This is a genomic window from uncultured Negativibacillus sp. (assembly GCF_944388365.1).
In the GTDB taxonomy this organism is placed as follows: Bacteria; Bacillota; Clostridia; order Oscillospirales; family Ruminococcaceae; genus Negativibacillus.
This window is the reverse complement of sequence record NZ_CALXIN010000008.1, coordinates 1-16,196: the sequence shown is the minus strand read 5'-3', so window position 1 is coordinate 16,196 and position 16,196 is coordinate 1. Positions and strand designations below refer to the sequence as shown.

General features: G+C 53.1%; 13 protein-coding genes. 4 read left to right on the top strand and 9 right to left on the bottom strand.

The genetic code is table 11. The features are described from left to right. Window positions 1–335 precede the first annotated feature (335 nt). Together spoIVA and Q0L39_RS02385 are read right to left on the bottom strand one after the other, a co-directional pair. On the bottom strand, window positions 336–1,814 hold the full coding sequence (gene spoIVA / locus Q0L39_RS02390) for a stage IV sporulation protein A (protein ID WP_296626736.1): 1,479 nt from the start codon (window positions 1,812–1,814) through the stop codon (window positions 336–338). Window positions 1,815–1,856: 42 nt separating this feature from the next. Continuing rightward, window positions 1,857–3,458, bottom strand: coding sequence for an SPOCS domain-containing protein (locus tag Q0L39_RS02385; RefSeq protein WP_296626735.1), 1,602 nt, complete (start codon window positions 3,456–3,458; stop codon window positions 1,857–1,859). A gap of 187 nt (window positions 3,459–3,645) precedes the next feature. On the opposite strand from Q0L39_RS02385, the gene Q0L39_RS02380 reads away from it, so the two are divergent. Then, window positions 3,646–4,002, top strand: a complete 357-nt coding sequence (locus Q0L39_RS02380; protein WP_296626734.1) for a hypothetical protein — start codon at window positions 3,646–3,648, stop codon at window positions 4,000–4,002. Between the two features lie 87 nt (window positions 4,003–4,089). Here Q0L39_RS02380 and Q0L39_RS02375 read toward each other — a convergent pair whose 3' ends face one another. The 3 genes from Q0L39_RS02375 to Q0L39_RS02365 are packed head-to-tail and all read right to left on the bottom strand — an operon-like array spanning window position 4,090 to window position 7,609. Next, entirely contained in the window at window positions 4,090–6,381 is a 2,292-nt protein-coding gene (locus tag Q0L39_RS02375) for a molybdopterin cofactor-binding domain-containing protein (RefSeq protein ID WP_296626733.1), read from the bottom strand. Next, a complete protein-coding gene (locus Q0L39_RS02370) occupies window positions 6,378–6,845 on the bottom strand; it encodes a (2Fe-2S)-binding protein (RefSeq protein WP_296626732.1) in 468 nt (155 codons plus the stop codon). Before Q0L39_RS02370 ends, Q0L39_RS02375 begins: the two co-directional genes overlap by 4 nt. Next, the gene (locus tag Q0L39_RS02365) at window positions 6,836–7,609 is read right to left on the bottom strand and encodes an FAD binding domain-containing protein (RefSeq protein ID WP_296626731.1); all 774 of its coding nucleotides are present in this window, start codon (window positions 7,607–7,609) and stop codon (window positions 6,836–6,838) included. Before Q0L39_RS02365 ends, Q0L39_RS02370 begins: the two co-directional genes overlap by 10 nt. A 348-nt stretch (window positions 7,610–7,957) precedes the next feature. Between Q0L39_RS02365 and Q0L39_RS02360 the strand changes: the two genes are divergently transcribed. Beyond that, window positions 7,958–8,746 carry a ZIP family metal transporter gene (locus Q0L39_RS02360; RefSeq protein ID WP_296626730.1) on the top strand — a complete coding sequence of 263 codons (789 nt, stop codon included), beginning with the start codon at window positions 7,958–7,960 and terminating at the stop codon, window positions 8,744–8,746. Window positions 8,747–8,917: 171 nt separating this feature from the next. On the opposite strand, the gene Q0L39_RS02355 is transcribed toward Q0L39_RS02360, so the two are convergent. The 3 genes from Q0L39_RS02355 to Q0L39_RS02345 form a co-directional block, all read right to left on the bottom strand. Beyond that, window positions 8,918–10,351 carry a HAMP domain-containing sensor histidine kinase gene (locus Q0L39_RS02355; RefSeq protein WP_296626729.1) on the bottom strand — a complete coding sequence of 478 codons (1,434 nt, stop codon included), beginning with the start codon at window positions 10,349–10,351 and terminating at the stop codon, window positions 8,918–8,920. Window positions 10,352–10,419: 68 nt separating this feature from the next. Then, window positions 10,420–11,091, bottom strand: coding sequence for a response regulator transcription factor (locus Q0L39_RS02350; protein ID WP_296626728.1), 672 nt, complete (start codon window positions 11,089–11,091; stop codon window positions 10,420–10,422). Window positions 11,092–11,329: 238 nt separating this feature from the next. Beyond that, window positions 11,330–13,699, bottom strand: a complete 2,370-nt coding sequence (locus Q0L39_RS02345) for a transglycosylase domain-containing protein (RefSeq protein ID WP_296626727.1) — start codon at window positions 13,697–13,699, stop codon at window positions 11,330–11,332. Window positions 13,700–14,042: 343 nt separating this feature from the next. Here Q0L39_RS02345 and Q0L39_RS02340 point away from each other — a divergent pair, with 343 nt between their 5' ends. Together Q0L39_RS02340 and Q0L39_RS02335 are read left to right on the top strand one after the other, a co-directional pair. Further along, entirely contained in the window at window positions 14,043–14,411 is a 369-nt protein-coding gene (locus Q0L39_RS02340; protein WP_296626726.1) for a hypothetical protein, read from the top strand. A 207-nt stretch (window positions 14,412–14,618) separates the two neighbouring features. Next, entirely contained in the window at window positions 14,619–14,990 is a 372-nt protein-coding gene (locus Q0L39_RS02335; RefSeq protein ID WP_296626725.1) for a VOC family protein, read from the top strand. A 144-nt stretch (window positions 14,991–15,134) separates the two neighbouring features. Here Q0L39_RS02335 and Q0L39_RS02330 read toward each other — a convergent pair. Next, window positions 15,135–16,196, bottom strand: a 1,062-nt coding sequence (locus Q0L39_RS02330) for a DUF4368 domain-containing protein (protein ID WP_296626724.1), incomplete at its 5' end; no start/stop codon positions are given.

Below are 16,196 nucleotides of genomic sequence, written 5' to 3'. Positions count from 1 at the left end.
ATGAGCCACCAAAATATGAACATAATGTGAAAACGCACCATTTTTCGATTCGCTCTCATTTTTGTCTGTATCGCTTTCTCTTTTTGATTGCAAAATGAAATTAAACTTGCTTTATTCCGATTCGTATTTTTCTAACATGAAATTATTTTCTTTATTTTAAAAACAATTTTTCAGCATCAAAATATAAAAAACCGCTTTATTTTGGACTTTCTCCCTCTTTGGCAGGGCTAAAATGTTTTTTTATACAAAAATATCCGTATTTCTATTCTAACAAGAATAGAAATACGGATAAAATGGAGGTCATTTGTCTTTATATGAAGGACAGTTTTTATCGCTTACAGGATGATACAGATCAGTCCGTTGCAGCCTTCGTTGATGATTCGCTCGATGGTTTCCTGCATCCGGATGCGGGCATCGGCTGGCATCCGGTAAAGTTTGTTGTGCAATCCCTCATTGACCAGCTCATGCAGCGACTTGCCAAAGATGTTGCTGCTCCAGATCTTCTGCGGGTCGTCCTCGAACTCCTGCAGCAGGCTCATCACCAGCTCCTCGGACTGTTTTTCGCTGCCGACGATCGGGCTGACCTCGGTGGTGATGTCGGCGCGCATCATGTGGATGGATGGAGCCGACGCCTTCAGGCGCACTCCATAGCGTCCGCCCTGTTTGACAATCTGCGGTTCCTCCAGGCTCAGCTCTTCCAGCGACGGCATCACAATGCCATAGCCGGTGGCCGCTACCTCCTCCAGTGCGCCGCGCACCTTGTCGTACTCCTTTTTGATCTGTGCCAGCTGACACAAGCAAGGCAGCAGCCCTTCCTCGCCGCCGATTTCCAGGCCAGTAGCCTCGCCCAGAATGTCATAGAATAGATTTGGCTGTACAATGATCGACAGCATCACCTTGCCGTGACCCAAATCCATACCAGTGACCTGCACCTGTGAGATGTACTCACACTGTTCCAGCTGCTGCAGCCGTTCGGAAACATGGGTGATGCGGTGAATCTCTCCGCAGGCATCGCAGATGGCTTGATAAAGCGCATTCTTGAGCCAGTGACCCTGTTCCAGCGACAGAATCCATCGCGGGATGTTGGCTTTGATCTCCTTAATCGGGAACTCCATCAGCACGCTGGACAGAATCTTGCGGATGTCGCTCTCGCTTAAATCCAGACAGTTGACTGCCAGCACCGGTACACCATAGCGCTGCTGCATCTGTTCGGTCAGTTCCCTTGCGCCGGCACTGGCTGGCTCCTGACAGTTGAGCAGCACTGCGAACGGCTTTTCCAGCTCCTGCAGTTCGCGGATGACCCGCTCCTCTGCCTCGGCGTACTCCTCACGCGGGATGTCGCTGATCGAGCCGTCGGTGGTCACCACCAGACCGATGGTGCTGTGCTCCTGAATGACCTTCTGAGTGCCGATCTCGGCAGCCATATTGAATGGAATTTCCTCCGTAAACCAAGGCGTCATCACCATGCGCGGCTGCTCGTTTTCCACATAGCCCAGGGAACTTGGGACAATATAGCCGACGCAGTCGATCATGCGGACGTTGAGCTCGGCGTTGTTGTCCAGCGAGATGCGCACCGCTTCCTCGGGAATAAACTTTGGTTCGGTGGTCATAATGGTTTTCCCTGCCGCCGACTGAGGCAGCTCATCAATGGCGCGCTCCTTGAAAAACTCGCTCTCGATGTTGGGAATCACCAGATTTTCCATGAATTTTTTGATAAAGGTGGATTTACCTGTGCGCACCGGCCCGACAACGCCGATATAAATATCGCCGCCGGTACGCTGCGCAATGTCCTTATAGATGCTGCGGCTGTCCATCTGCTTCACTCCTTTATGTTCTGCTGCTGTATTTTTTCCGGCTCATCGCGACAAAATCGGGATGAGCAGCATCTCCCGCTTGGTGACCTGTGCATCGTCGCTCAGCTCGACCTGTTGGTTTGCCTCCATCACCGACTGCATGGCGGTGTGGTAGCGCTTTGCGATCTCCCACAGATTTTCTCCTGCATCGGCATAATAGATGGTCAGCGAACAGTCGTCCTCCCATCGCACCGGATGCTCCTGATCGACGCTGATCTCCTCCATCACGCTGCACCGATGCATCTGACAGATACATCCGCGCAAAAGCACCTCGCAGCGCACCTGCAAGCTGTCCGAGCTGCGGTTATAATCGAATCCGACCACCGACGCCTGCGGACAGAAGATCAATTTGCTGCCGGACTGTGCCGCCGGAATCGGGAAGGTACACTCCATCGGCTCGGTTTTGTCGTAAAACTGGATGCTGCCATCGCGGTCGGTCGCCAGCAGACACAGGTTCAGGTTTAACTGCACCACAGCCTGCTGCTGTCCGTCCTTCTCCTCAAAGCGGACGGTGCTTCCCGACACCTTTCCCCAGCCGCTGAGAATCGTTTCGATCTCCTCTGGCAGCTGGATCTCTCCTTTGTACATATTGCGCTCCTCCACCGCTTCGACCAGGCTGAGAAAATCCATCGGGCGGCTGTGGCCCTCGCACTCATAGCGGGTGGAATAGCAGTCATCCGCCAATGAAATCTGGCTGCGGCGGCAGATTTCGGCGTTGACCACCACCTGTGCGTGCAGCTCCAGCAGAGTATTTTCTCCCTCCAGATCGGACTTGGGAGAAAGTTCATACTCGCACACCTCATAGCCTGCCGAACAGATGCAGCTGTCGTCAGCGCCTGGTGCATCCACCACTCCGCTGATGGGCAGCACATACTCCATCTGTTCCACGGTATCAGCAGCAGTGTCTGCACTGTACAGCAGGCTGATGTGCAGCTCTCCCTTGGTGACAATCTTGCCGGAGATGAGCTTGTGATCGGTCATCACTGCGCTGATGTTGGAGGAGATGATGCTGCGCACCGGCGCCTTTCCCGCTCCCAGCTCCATCTGCTCGCTGACGCTGATGGTTTCTCTTGGCTGGGAAACAAAGCTGTTTTGTTCAAAGCTCTTCTGACGCAGCTGAACGCCCAGCGGATTTTCGGTGTCCTCGGCAGCCTCGGTGACTGCCTGCTGCTGGGAGCTGCTGACTGCACAGAGCCGGTGGCTTGCCGAAGCACGCAGCTCGATGCGCCGCTTGCTGACGGCACGGCAGTTGCAGTAGGAGGATTCCAGGCTGACAAAGCACAAAACCTCCCTGGCTTCTCCTTTCAGGTCCACCGTTTTGGTGTAAGGCAGCTTATAGTCGATACAGCGCAGACGCAGCTGCGTTCCGGCGCTGTCCTCTCCCAGATACAGACAGTGGACGCTGCACATTCCCTCCAGACTCAGCTGACGGCCCTGTACCCGACTGGAGCTGATGCAGAAATCCAGCGAACATTTTAAAATCTTGACAATATCGGGACAATAATCGGGCAGGATGATGTCCGCCTCCAACGGAACTTCCACCACGGAATCAAACACCGTTTCATTGACGCAAACTGCCTGCCTTATCGCATTGCATTCCATCATGATGACCTCTCTTTCTTTTTTGGCAGCGGTCAAAGTCTGTTTCCGTCTGCCTGTACGCCCTTGCGGATATCTTTCAGGGGTTGTTCTTCTCCACCATGGTATGAGGCAGGACGATGGAATATGCAGTTGAAGTGTCTGCAAAAATATGCTATACTGATTGGAAATACCGATTGAAAGGATGTATGTTATGAAAAACCCAAAAGCGGTGATCGACTGCTGCTTTATTACGCTGACCATCTATATTGCGATTCCGATTATCGGTCTGCTTTTCCCCAATAATCTCTATCTGTCCACCTCGTTGCTGCTGATCTTCCCTATCGCCTGCCTGTGCTGCGGCATCTACTGCGGGCTCAAATCGGGATTTCAGCTGTACTACTCGCTGTTTGCAGCGCTGCTGTTTCTGCCGTCGATGTACTTTTTCTATGACATGAGCATCTGGCCCATGCTGGTTCTGTACTTCTCTGCGGCGACCATCAGCTGTGCTGTCGGCTACTTTGTAGCGAAAAAGCGTTCGGGACGCCGTTCCAACGGACGTTTAAAATAACATAACAAAAAACTCCCTGCGCGGCTTGTGCCGCACAGGGAGTTTTTTTATGATGCCCTCCCAGCAAAGGCAGGGAGGATTTTATTTTTATTCATGTTCCTTCTGATGGAGAAGACCCATAGCAATCTTCTCTGCGGTGATCGGCAGGCTGGTAAAGGCGATGCCGGTTGCTGCGCGGATAGCGCTTGCAATCGCCGGCGATGGTGTGTTAATGACCAGCTCACCGATGGATTTTGCACCGAACGGTCCGGTTGGCTCGTAGCTGCTTTCAAACTCCACGCGGATCGGTGGAATCTCCAGACGGGTCGGGATCTTGTACTGGAGGAAGGAGTTGTTCATCATGCGGCCATCCTCGGTGTACTGAATATCCTCGTACAGAGCCATGCCGATGCCCTGTGCAATACCACCCTCGGTCTGAACACGCGCCAGGTTTTTGTTGATGACCGTTCCGCAGTCAACAACGGCAACGTAGTCCATCAGGGTGACCTTGCCGGTTTCAGGGTCGATGTCCACCTCTGCCATGCCGACCATGAACGGCGGCGGAGAAACCTTGGACGAGTGCGACTCATGGGAGGACAGCAGCTGTCTGGAACCATTACAGGTGATATAGCCGATTTCCCGCAGGCTAATGGATTTGCCTGTCTCGGTGTCGGTCACCTGTTTGCCGTCAAACTCGGCTTTTTCAGGGCTGACGCCCAGAATATCTGCACCGGTTTCCAGAATCTTTGCACGCAGCTTTTCTGCGGCCTTGACCACAGCGCCGCCGGTGACATAGGTGGTTGCCGAAGCATAGGAGCCGGTGTCGTATGGCGACTGGTCGGTATCCACGCCGCGGACAGCGATATTGTCGATGTCACAGTCGAGGATATCTGCCGCCATCTGGGACAAAATGGTGTCGCAGCCGGTACCCATATCGGTACAGCCGACCAGCAGAGTATAGAAGCCGTCGTCATTCAGACGCAGTTCCACCGCACCGATGTCCACGCCCGAGATGCCACTTCCCTGCATTGCCAACGCTACACCTAAGCCGTGCAGGTGGCCGTTTGGCAGCTTGCGGACAGGGAATTTTTCATCCCAGTGCATCATCTCTTTGGCGGTCTTGAGGCAGCGGTCGAGCGCACAGCTGTTGCATGGCTCGTTGTAGTATGCCTGCATGATCTGTCCTTCGCGCACCATGTTCTTTTCGCGCAGTACGGTCGGGTCGATGCCCAGCTTGTCCGCCAGCTCGCTGACTGCGCTTTCCACTGCATAGATGCCCTGAGTCGCACCGTAACCGCGGTAAGCACCTGCCCCCATGGTGTTGGAATAGACGACATCATAGCTGAAGCGCGCCGCTCTCAGGCTGCCGTACAGCGACAGCGACTTGTGTCCGACCAGTCCGATGGTGGTCGGCGCATGCTCGCCGTAGGCACCGGCGTTGGAGATGGCATACAGGTCGATGACGCGGATGTGACCGTCGCGGGTCGCACCGATTTTGACCTTCATCTGCATCTGGTGACGCGGAGAACCATTGGTCATACACTCCTCGCGGGTAAACACCAGATACGCCGGACGGCCGGTTTTCATGGTGACCAGCGACGGGAATACCTCGCTGACCGCGCTCTGTTTTGCGCCAAAGCCGCCGCCGATACGCGGCTTGATGACACGGATGTTGCTCTTTGGCATCTCCAGCGCATTTGCCACGATGCGGCGCACATGGAACGGCACCTGGGTGGAGCTGACGATAGTCAGCTTGCCAAAGGCGTCGATATAGCTGAAGGTGGCAAACGCTTCCATCATCGTCTGGTTGTTTGCCTTGGTGTTGTAGGTCTGCTCCAGCACCACATCGCAGGCAGCAAACTCTGCCTCTACGTCTCCAAACGAGAAACCGCCCTTGGAACAGATGTTGCGCTTTGGCTCGGCGTTGATGACCGGCACCAGCACCTTAAAGTCGTCCTCTGGATGGACGATGATCGGGTTGTCGATCGCCTGCGTATAGTCGATCAGCGCAGGCAGCACCTGATATTTGACCTTGATCAGCTTCATCGCTTTTTCTGCAGCCTGGGTGGTCTCGGCGCCGATAATCGCCACCGGATCACCTGCGCACCGGATGTGCGGATCAAGGATCAGTTTGTCATAAGGGCTTAACTCCGGATAGGTCTGTCCGGCGGTAGTGTAACGGCTGTGCGGTACATCATGATGGGTGAGCACACAGACCACGCCTGGCACCTGCATCGCACGGCTGACGTCGATCTCCTCGATCATCGCATGGGCGTGCGGGCTGCGCAAAATTTTGACCATCAGGCTGTTCTGCGGCACCATATCACCGGTATAGACCGGTTTGCCGCTGACCAGGCTGACTGCATCCTTCTTTCTTACGGCAGCATTGACGTAACTCATCTGACAGCCTCCTTCTGTTTTGCGGCAAGATATTTTTTGATGGCGCGCAGATGGCTCTGGTAGCCGGTGCAGCGGCAGAGGTTGCCTGCAAGATAGTGTTTGATCTGCTCGTCGGTCGGATCTGGCAGCTCTTTTACCATCGCCAGCACGTTCATAATAAAGCCCGGGCTGCAAAAACCGCACTGTTCGCCGCCCTCGTCGGCCAGAAACTTTCCAAATTCCAGCGCTTCCTGCTCGACGCCTTCCAGCGTGGTCACGCTGTGACCGTCGGCACGCACTGCCAGCATACTGCACGACAGCACCGGTTTGCCGTCGAAGTGGACGGTACAAAGTCCGCACGAGGAGGTCTCGCATCCGCACTTGACCGAATAGCAGCCCTTCTGGCGGAGATAGGAATAAAGCGTCATATCCGGCGCGACCTCGTCGGTGCAGCGCCGGCCGTTGAGTGTTACTGTTATCTGCATTCAGCATCCCCCTTTACCTGCTCGATTGCACGGCGGCAGAGCACACCGGCAAGCTGTCTGCGATATTCTGCGCCGGCGCGCATGTTGCTTCCAAACTCTGTTTTGTCAAGCATCTCCTGCAGCCGCTGTTCGGACGGCATCTGTCCAAACTCCTGCATCACCGCTCTTGCCGGACGTGCGCCGACAACAACGCGGGCGCTGCCATTCAGGCAGGACACTGCACAGTTGAGCACCGGCAGGTCGGTTTCGGTGTTGCGGAAGCTCTCATACCAGGCGCGGCGGCCATTCTTTTTGAGGATGACCCGTGCCAGAACGTCGCGGTCATACGGCATCTGCACATAGTCGGCAAGGCTTACCCTGCCCTTCTGCACCAGCTCAACCTCGCAGTCGAGTGCGAGCAGTCCGGTGATGATGTCCGAAAAACCAAAGCGGGACACCACACTGCCGCCCAAGGTCGCGCAGTTGCGGAACTGTACGCCGACGATGTGTTCGGTCATTCTTGCAAACAGCGGACCAAATGCCGCTGCCAGCACCGGCGAGGTCTCCAGCTGGCGCAGTGTCACCATTGCTCCCAGAACAATCTCCTCCGGTGTTTCCTCAATGGTGTCCAATCCCAGACCGGACAGGTCGATGAGGGTGGCATAGTTTTTCTTTCCAAGGCGCATCCAGCATCCGCCGCCGAGGATGGCGCTGGAACGCTTCTGATTGAGCTCCAGTGCCTGCTGGAGCGAGGTTGCCTTTACATATTGCTGTGCGCTGAACAATGCTTCACAGCCTCCTTTCTCAAGGTGAAAGTACAGAAAAAGGTTGTCCGTTTTTCCCGTTTTTCTGCACCGATACGCATATAAACCGTGTGAAAAACACACGTCCCCAATCATAGTTTACCATGGTTGCTCGTTTCCTTCCAGTTTTTTTAAAACCTGTATTAAAAAATTGCCCAAACGACAAAAAGAAAAGGGTTCTCTTGTTGAAATTGAGCAAAATGCACAGAGGGATTTTCCAACATTCTTCTTTCCTGCCATGGGGATTGACTTTTTTATACAAATACAGTATAGTACCAGTAACAGATTAGCATTCACTAACCATATAATGCTGGTAAGGAGATGATATTGATGACACAAGCGATCTCGTGGGCATTAAGCGGGACCGGTTTTACATTTTTGATGACTTCCTTGGGTGCTGCGATGGTATTCTTTTTCAAGACCAAAATCAGCGACAACATCCAGCGGATCTTTTTGGGATTTGCCGCAGGTGTGATGATAGCTGCCTCGGTGTGGAGCCTGCTGATTCCGTCGATGGAGGAAGCTGCTCAAATGGGGCTGCCTGGATGGCTGCCTGCTGCCGGAGGATTCATCCTTGGCATCGCCTTCCTGATGCTATTGGACAGCGTGCTGCCTCATCTGCATCCTGGAATGCAGCAGGCGGAGGGACTTTCCACCAGCTGGAAGCGCACCACCATGCTGATGCTGGCGGTAACACTGCACAACATTCCCGAGGGTATGGCAGTAGGTCTTGCCTTTGCGCTGGCAGCTCAGAACTCCCGCGGCGACTATGCCGCTGCGATGGCGCTGGCACTGGGAATAGGCATCCAGAACTTCCCTGAGGGCGCTGCGATCTCTCTGCCGCTGCGTCAGGAGGGCTTCAGCCGCCGCAAAAGCTTTGCCTATGGCGCACTTTCCGGCATTGTCGAGCCGCTGTTCGGCGTGCTGGTGGTACTTGCCGCCGGCAGCATCCAACCGATGATGCCATGGCTGCTTGCCTTTGCAGCAGGCGCGATGATGTACGTCGTGGTCGAGGAATTGATTCCCGAAGCACATCTGGGCGAACATTCCAACGTCGGCACGCTGGGCGTCATGGCAGGATTCCTCATCATGATGGTACTGGACGTCGCGCTGGGATAAGAAGCGGCGCACCTGCATTTTCATGTTTACAACACTCTCGCTTTATGGTATGATAAAAAAGATCACAAACGTCCTTTTTTTGACCTTCTGTTTGCTGTGGGACCGGTTTTCCGGTCCTGCAATCAGACAGAAGGTTTTTTTATTGCACAAAAAAACTGGCGCCGCAAGGCGTCAGTTTTTTGTCGATGGATTCTGTTTTGGCTGTCCGGTTTGAGATGGCTCCTGGTCGAGGATGTCCAATGCAAACCAAAAGACACTTCCTTCTCCCAGTTTGCTTTCCACACCATAGGTCGCCCCGTGCTGCTGCAGAATTGATTTTACGATGCACAACCCCAGACCGCTTCCTGTCAACGGAGCACATCGTTTGGCACGATTGCTGCGATAATAGCGGTCCCAGATTCTGGACAGACTCTCTTCATCGATTCCTTCCCCGTTGTCCATCACCCGTACGCATACTTTATGGTTGCGTATCAGTTGTTTGACTACAATCTCCTTCTCCTCACCTGTGTGCGCAATGGCATTGTTCACCAGATTGTAGATCACGCGGCTGATTTCCAGTTCATCCGCCTTCACCCAGACGCGGCAGTCTGTTTCCAGCTGGATGCTGCATCCCTGCCGCTGGGTCATCTTTTGAAAGTTTCCAACAATCGACATCAGCTGATCGGTCAGACAATACGCCTGCAGATGCAGCTCCGGATGGGTGGAATTGCGTTTGGACAGATCCAGAATATCATTGACCAACATCGAAAGCCGCTGTGCCTCATCGAGGATCACCTGCATATTTTCTTCCGTCGCTTCCCCTGGCAGATCTCGCATCATCTCCGCATATCCAATCATCATGCTCAGCGGCGAGCGCAGATCGTGCGAAAGGTTTGCAAACATCTCGTTGGAGAACTTTTTTTGCTTGGAATAATACCCCAGCAGCCGATTGAGGCTGTGGCTCAGGGGTTTTAGCTCCGCAGACAAATTGGTGTCGAAGGAAAGATCCTCTCCGCCCTGCGCCAGTTGGTCAGCAGTATCTGCAAGCAACTGAATCTTTCTTCTCCGCCGGTGCCGCAGAAAAATTAGCACTGCCGCCGTCAGCAGAAGGATGGTGATAAAAAAGGCTATCATCTGCTCACGGATCACCTGGATCGTCAGGTCGGACGGCGTCAGCTGCGCCCGTGCCAGCACCAGAATTTTTTCTCCGCTGTCCAGCGTTGCCAGATCTGCACAGGTCAAAAATCGGCAGTTGGTAACCTCATTTCCTCCGGTCGATTTCGGATAAAACGTCTGGTAGCTGGTGATCTGTTCCCACACAGCTCCCTGAAGCAACCTCTCCTGCTCATATAAGGTGCGCAGCTGCTGTTGATCATATGACAGCAAAGAATTATCGCAGCTGTTCTGTTCGATCAGATCCTGTCCATCGCGGTCAACGATGCGCAGTTCAATCTCCTCGGAGGAAACCAGCGATTCGACTGCCTGCACTCCATCTTGCTCTATCGCAGCAGAAATCTGGGTCAGAACAGATTTTATCTTCTGCGATCTCAGCTGCTGATAGAGCGATTCGATCAAACAAAACTGAAAAAGACTCAGCAGCGCCAGTCCTCCCACCAGCAACAGCATCAGGCCGGGGACCCATCCATGCGTTGCTCCTGTGTCTTTCCGTGCTGTTCTAAAAAGAAACACTCGATTTATGCTTCAAAGCGATAGCCCACTCCGCGCAGTGTGACGATATAGCGGCTGTACTCGCCCAAAGCCTTTCGTAACAGTTTGATGTGGGTGTCCAGCGTTCGGTCATCGCCGAAAAAGTCGTAACCCCAAACATCGTTGATCAGCTTTTCTCTGGTCAGTGCAATTCCCCGGTTGCGCACCAGATAAAACAGCAGTTCATATTCCTTGGGCGAAAGTGCAATCTTCTGCCCATCTATATAGACCAGTCTGCCGGTAAAGTCCACCTTCAGTCCTTCAAATTCCAAAATTTCCTTCTGCGGACGGGCAGAGGTATTGCTGCGCTTGATAATCGCCTGGATGCGCAGCATCAGCTCCTTGGGCGAAAAAGGTTTGGTGACATAGTCATCCACGCCCAGCTCAAAGCCATGGATGCGGTCATATTCCTCTCCGCGCGCCGACAGCATCAATACCGGTATCTGAGAAAACTTTCTGATCTCTCGGCAGGCCGAAAAACCATCCAGTTCCGGCATCATCACATCCAGAACAATGAGGTCAAACTTTTCCTTTCGGCACATCTCAATGGCGGACATGCCGTCTGCCGCTTCCTCCACCTCATAGCCCTCAAATTCCGCATACTTTCGTATCAGAACCCTGACTTTTTCTTCATCGTCAACCACTAAAATTCGATACATTCGATATCCTCCCACATGATTTTGCCGTTTGCAGCACGGCTATTACCTAAATCCCAAAAAGCATCAAGTTAAACACATCCTGCAAAATTTATCGTATCATGTATTTGTGACGGTAGAATGAACAGCAGGGTTTGTTTGAAAAAGATTAAGGATGTATCTGATTGTCGTAAAATGTGCAAAGGACCTCCCCTTGCCAAAATACGCCTGGAGAAGTCCTTTGATGTCTGTATTATTCCTGTTATCCTCTGTTAAACAATCCACTGACGCTGTCCCAGAAGCTGCTGCCGCTGTCCTCATCTCTGCCGGAATTGCTTTCCGGCCGTTTGAGCGAACTTCCCGAGCCGGAAGAAGAACCGGAGTCGGAATCGGACGAAGAGCTGCTGCTATCGCTGCCCTCGTTTACTGGATTATCCTCGTCCTCCTGTACCGCCGAGCTGGAAGAACCGCCGCGGTGCAGAATGCAGGTGGATGGAATATAGGTTTCCTTGTACCATCCGGTCGCGGTGGATGGACAGTTTTCGGTGGCAAGATCGCCCGATTCGGTACAATACTGCAGTGCCTGCACTTTGTCCGAATAGGTAAAGTCTTTTGCTTCCAGTCCTTCGTGAATTGGAAGCATCAGATTTTTCCAGAAGATTGGAGTCGGATAGGTCGAATAATAGATTTCTTCCTGAATATCGTAACCCATCCATACGCCGCCGATATAGTATGGTGTAAAGCCGATAAACCACAGGTCAGGGTTGTTGATATCGACCTGGACACCGTTGACATACTTGACACCGGTGGAAGAACCTGTCTTGCCTGCGGTGACGATGCCGGTGGCACCTTTCAGGTTTGCCTGTGCACCAGTACCCTGGGTAACAACGGTCTGGAGCAGACGGTTTAATACGGTTGCGGTTTCTTCCGAAACAACGCGCACCTGAGTGGTGTCCTTCTCCAGCACGATATTGCCTTCCATATCGGTTACCTTGGTGTAGGTGTACGGTTTTACATACAGTCCGCCGGTGACGAAGATCTGATAGCATCCTGTCAGCTCCTCCAGCGTCATACCGGTGGTCATACCGCCCAGTGCCATCGCCGAAAGGCTGGTCGCATCCAGTTCATGCAGCGTGCTGACCTGGAACTTGTTCTTGAGGGTATCATAGCACACCTGCGGAGTCAGAATGTTCACGATCTGTGCCGGAACGGTGTTGATCGACTGCTGGATTGCATACTGAACGGTCATCGGAGCGTGGGTGTAGGTTTCGGAATAGTTCTGTGGCCATTCAAAGGTTTCTCCGTTTTCGGTCAAGGTCAGCGGTTCATCAATGAAGGTGGTGGACCAGGTGACCAGGTCACGCTCGATGGCGTTGAGGTAGGCCGAAATCGGTTTCATGGTAGAACCTGGATGACGCTGGGACTGGGTGGCACGGTTGAACAGACGGTTGGATGTCTTTTCGTTGCCGCCGATCATGCCCTTGACGCTGCCATCCGGCGCGATAACAATGGCTGCTGTCTGCGGATATTCCGAGTTATTCAGCGCAGGGAAGGTGTCCGGATTTGCATAGGACTGTTCCAGCGATTTTTGAATATCGGGATCCATGGTCGAATAAATACGATAGCCGCCGGAGTAGACCATGTTGGTCGCATAAGCGCGGGTGTAGTTATATTCGTCCTGCAGATCGGTGATGACATCCTCGATAACCTGGTCGGTGTGCCAGTCGGTCAGAGCTGTCATACCGTCGGAGGTTGCCTCCACTTCCTCACGAGGTGCAAGCTGTACCTCGTAGTTGATCCACTGGTCATACTCGCTCTGGGTGAGCATTCCCAGGTCGAGCATCTCGCCCAGAATATAGTCGCGGCGCTCCTTGTTTTCCTCCATACCGGTGCCCCATCCATAGCTCTCATTGGGGTTTTCACGCAGAGGATTATACTTGGTCGGGGCGTTGGTGATGGCAATCAGTGTAGCTGCCTCGGCAACGTTTAATTCGCTGACATCCTTGTTAAAATAAAGCTTGGATGCACTCTGGATTCCATAACACTGGTTGGAGAAGAAGGCGACATTGAGGTAGGTCTCCATGATCTGCTCCTTGCTGTAGCTCTTTTCCAGCTTGAGCGCGGTAAAGATCTCCTGCACCTTACGTTCCGGAGTGACCTCATCGTTGCCGGTCAGGTTTTTGATCACCTGCTGGGTGATGGTGGAACCACCCTGGACACGGCTGGAACCGCCAAAATATCCCAGTGTGGACTTGACGGTACGCAGCCAGTCCACACCATGATGCTCCCGGAAGCGCTTGTCCTCGGCAGCAACGGTGACATTGACGATCATATCCGGAATCTGGTCATAGCTGACCCATTCACGGTTCTGACCGGAATACAGCTCCTTGACGACGGTCTGTTCCTGTGTTTCGGGATCGGTGACATAGATATACGATGTATTATTGAGGTTTACTTCGACGTTGGAAAGGTCGACGACCGGAGCTCCGTCCAAAGAATTAAAGACATACAGTGCCATGATGGAAACAACAATCGAGCCAGTGATCATTCCAATGAAAATCATGATGGCAAAGGCACGGCCGATCGCTCCAAAAAAGCGTCCGACTGCTCCCGGGCGTTTTTCTTCTGCCAAATAAATCATCCTCCTTCTTGCTTTTTATGCCTTGTCCGACGGATCAGTTTGCGACGGACATGAGGTGTGTTGCAGCATTTTGAACATCCCGACATTTGTGCAAATATGTACACAAGGGTTATTATACCATAATAAAAGTGAAAAATCTTAAAACTTTGCAAAAATTAGGAATTTGTCCAAAGCAAACTTTTTTTATTCCATGACTTTTGTACAGGTTCATCCCTGCTCTGCACTGAATATTCCCTGCTTTTGCGGACAAAATCAAAAAAAGAAAGTTTTTCTTCCCTCATCTGCTTCTTTCTTCTCCCATTTATCATTCCACATCAGAAAGGATGTGTCCCCTTTGAGGAAAAATCTTCTCATCACCTGCGCTGCCCTGGCATCGGTCTGTATTGTCACCGCCTTCCTGCTCAGCTTTTCCGACCTGAGTGATCCGGTCACTCCCGCACAGCCGGCCGGCGAAAATGTCGAGGCGCTGCCGCGTACCGACGCCGAAGTTCCTTCCGAACAGCAGTCCGAGCAGTATCAATACTACCTGCGGGAATATCAGGGAAAGCTCGCGGTCTACCTGCCCGACAAGGAACAACCAGAAAAGGTGTTCGACCTCTACCTGACCACCCTGCCGGCTTATGATCGCGGTCAGCTGCAGATGGGAATTGGGGTGCGCGACTACGAACAGCTGGTGCAGTTAATCGAGGATTACATCAGTTAAAACGATGTATCCGCTGTGTTTTCCTCAGCCCCTGTACAAAATCGGAGAGAGTTTTTCCATCCCTTTGGTGACAGTTACCAAATTGTAATGGAACTTTCATCAAAAAAGGGGGAAGTTTTGCTGGGAATCGTATATAATGAAACCATAGAAAGAAAACACACCCCGACCGAACAACGGTTCGGCAAAAATGATTGAGGGGCGATTCCCATGAACTTTAAGTTTGCACACAACAACATCAATGTACTCAACTTAGATGAGAGCATTGCCTTTTACCAAGAAGCACTCGGTCTGAAAGAGGTTGCCCGTAAAGTGGCAGAGGATGGCAGCTTTATCTTAGTTTACCTTGGTGATACCTCCACTAAACACCAACTGGAATTAACTTGGCTTAGAGATCGCCACGATCCTTATGACCTCGGCGATAATGAAATACACATCGCATTTTCCACCACAGATTTTGAAGCAGCACATGAAAAACACAAAGCAATGGGCTGCATCTGTTACGAAAACAAAGCGATGGGAATCTATTTCATTAGCGACCCGGACGGCTACTGGCTGGAAATCATTCCAGAAAAAATGTAAATTACTTTTTTCTCCATAAAAATTATTCTCCTAAACCTAAAACAAAAAGGAACCCGCGTCGGGGCCTTATCGATAGGTACGAAATCTGACCCATCGGCCCCGGGGCGCTAGGAGGCGGACAGCCATGGCTGTCCGCCTTTTCCGTTATGCGGGGATATCCTTCGGTTGGCCGGTATTGGACTCCGCCTGGTGAAGTTGGGATGCGGGTAAGGCGGGCTTTGTTTCACCCGGCAGCATCCCGCTGTCCACCGCGCCGATATCCCAGTAGAAGATACGCACGCTCTGCCCGCTGCTGCGAGAGTATTTCTTCCCCCGTTCCCCAATCTCGATCCGCCGGATGAACAGCCGCAGCAGGTCCGGCGTCAGTTCCTCTATGGCGGTGTACCGCTTGGCCTTCTCAATGAAGGCCTCCACATTGGCGGCGGAAGCCCGCAGTTCTTCCAGCCTGGCCTCCATCCTGGGAATGGCTTCCTCCAGCGCCTTCTGTTCGGCGTTGTAGTCAGCAGAGAGCATTCGGAACTGCTCGTTGGTCACCCGGCCCAGCACATTGTCCTCGTAGAGCCGCTTAAACAGTGCCGACAACTCCCCGCACCGCTTCTTCCCAGTGTCCAGTTCCTTTTGCAATCGGGAGATCTCCCGGCGCAGCTGGGCGCTGTTCTTCTGCTGGATGTACTCGGCAAACTGCCGCTCCTTCTTCCGGGCGAAGTGTGTGACCCTTTTCAGGTCGTCCAGCACGATTGCCTTGAGGTCCCGTTCCAGGATCTGATGGGGCGTGCAGAACGCCTTCCCCTTCTTGCCATAGGTGGAACACCGGAAGTAGTACTGATCCTCCCGCATCTTCTCGGTCCAGCAGAGCACCAAATACCCGCCGCAGTCAGCGCAGTAGACCAGCCCGGAGAACAGCCCCGGCTCCTCCATGTGCTTGGGCGCCCGGCGCTTGTGCCGGCGCACCTCCCGGACGATCTCCCAGAGCTCCTGGGAGACGAGGGGTTCGTGGGTGTTCTCCACCAGAGCCTGCTCACTCTCCGGGCGCTTCACCTCCGCCTTGTTCTTGTAGGAGACGGTGGTGGTCCGAAGCCCCAGGGTGTGGCCCCGGTAGACGATGTTGTCCAGGATGTGGGCCACCGATGCCCCCGACCAACGGCAGGGCTGGCTGGTGTCCAGTCCGCAGAGGGCCGCCCCTGTCTGGCGGAAGTAATAGTTGGA

Coding starts and splice junctions, on each gene's coding strand:
- spoIVA (WP_296626736.1), bottom strand. CDS start 1,814: ATGGACAGCCGCAGCATCTATAAGGACATTGCGCAGCGTACCGGCGGC.
- Q0L39_RS02385 (WP_296626735.1), bottom strand. CDS start 3,458: ATGATGGAATGCAATGCGATAAGGCAGGCAGTTTGCGTCAATGAAACG.
- Q0L39_RS02380 (WP_296626734.1), top strand. CDS start 3,646: ATGAAAAACCCAAAAGCGGTGATCGACTGCTGCTTTATTACGCTGACC.
- Q0L39_RS02375 (WP_296626733.1), bottom strand. CDS start 6,381: ATGAGTTACGTCAATGCTGCCGTAAGAAAGAAGGATGCAGTCAGCCTG.
- Q0L39_RS02370 (WP_296626732.1), bottom strand. CDS start 6,845: ATGCAGATAACAGTAACACTCAACGGCCGGCGCTGCACCGACGAGGTC.
- Q0L39_RS02360 (WP_296626730.1), top strand. CDS start 7,958: ATGACACAAGCGATCTCGTGGGCATTAAGCGGGACCGGTTTTACATTT.
- Q0L39_RS02355 (WP_296626729.1), bottom strand. CDS start 10,351: ATGCTGTTGCTGGTGGGAGGACTGGCGCTGCTGAGTCTTTTTCAGTTT.
- Q0L39_RS02350 (WP_296626728.1), bottom strand. CDS start 11,091: ATGTATCGAATTTTAGTGGTTGACGATGAAGAAAAAGTCAGGGTTCTG.
- Q0L39_RS02335 (WP_296626725.1), top strand. CDS start 14,619: ATGAACTTTAAGTTTGCACACAACAACATCAATGTACTCAACTTAGAT.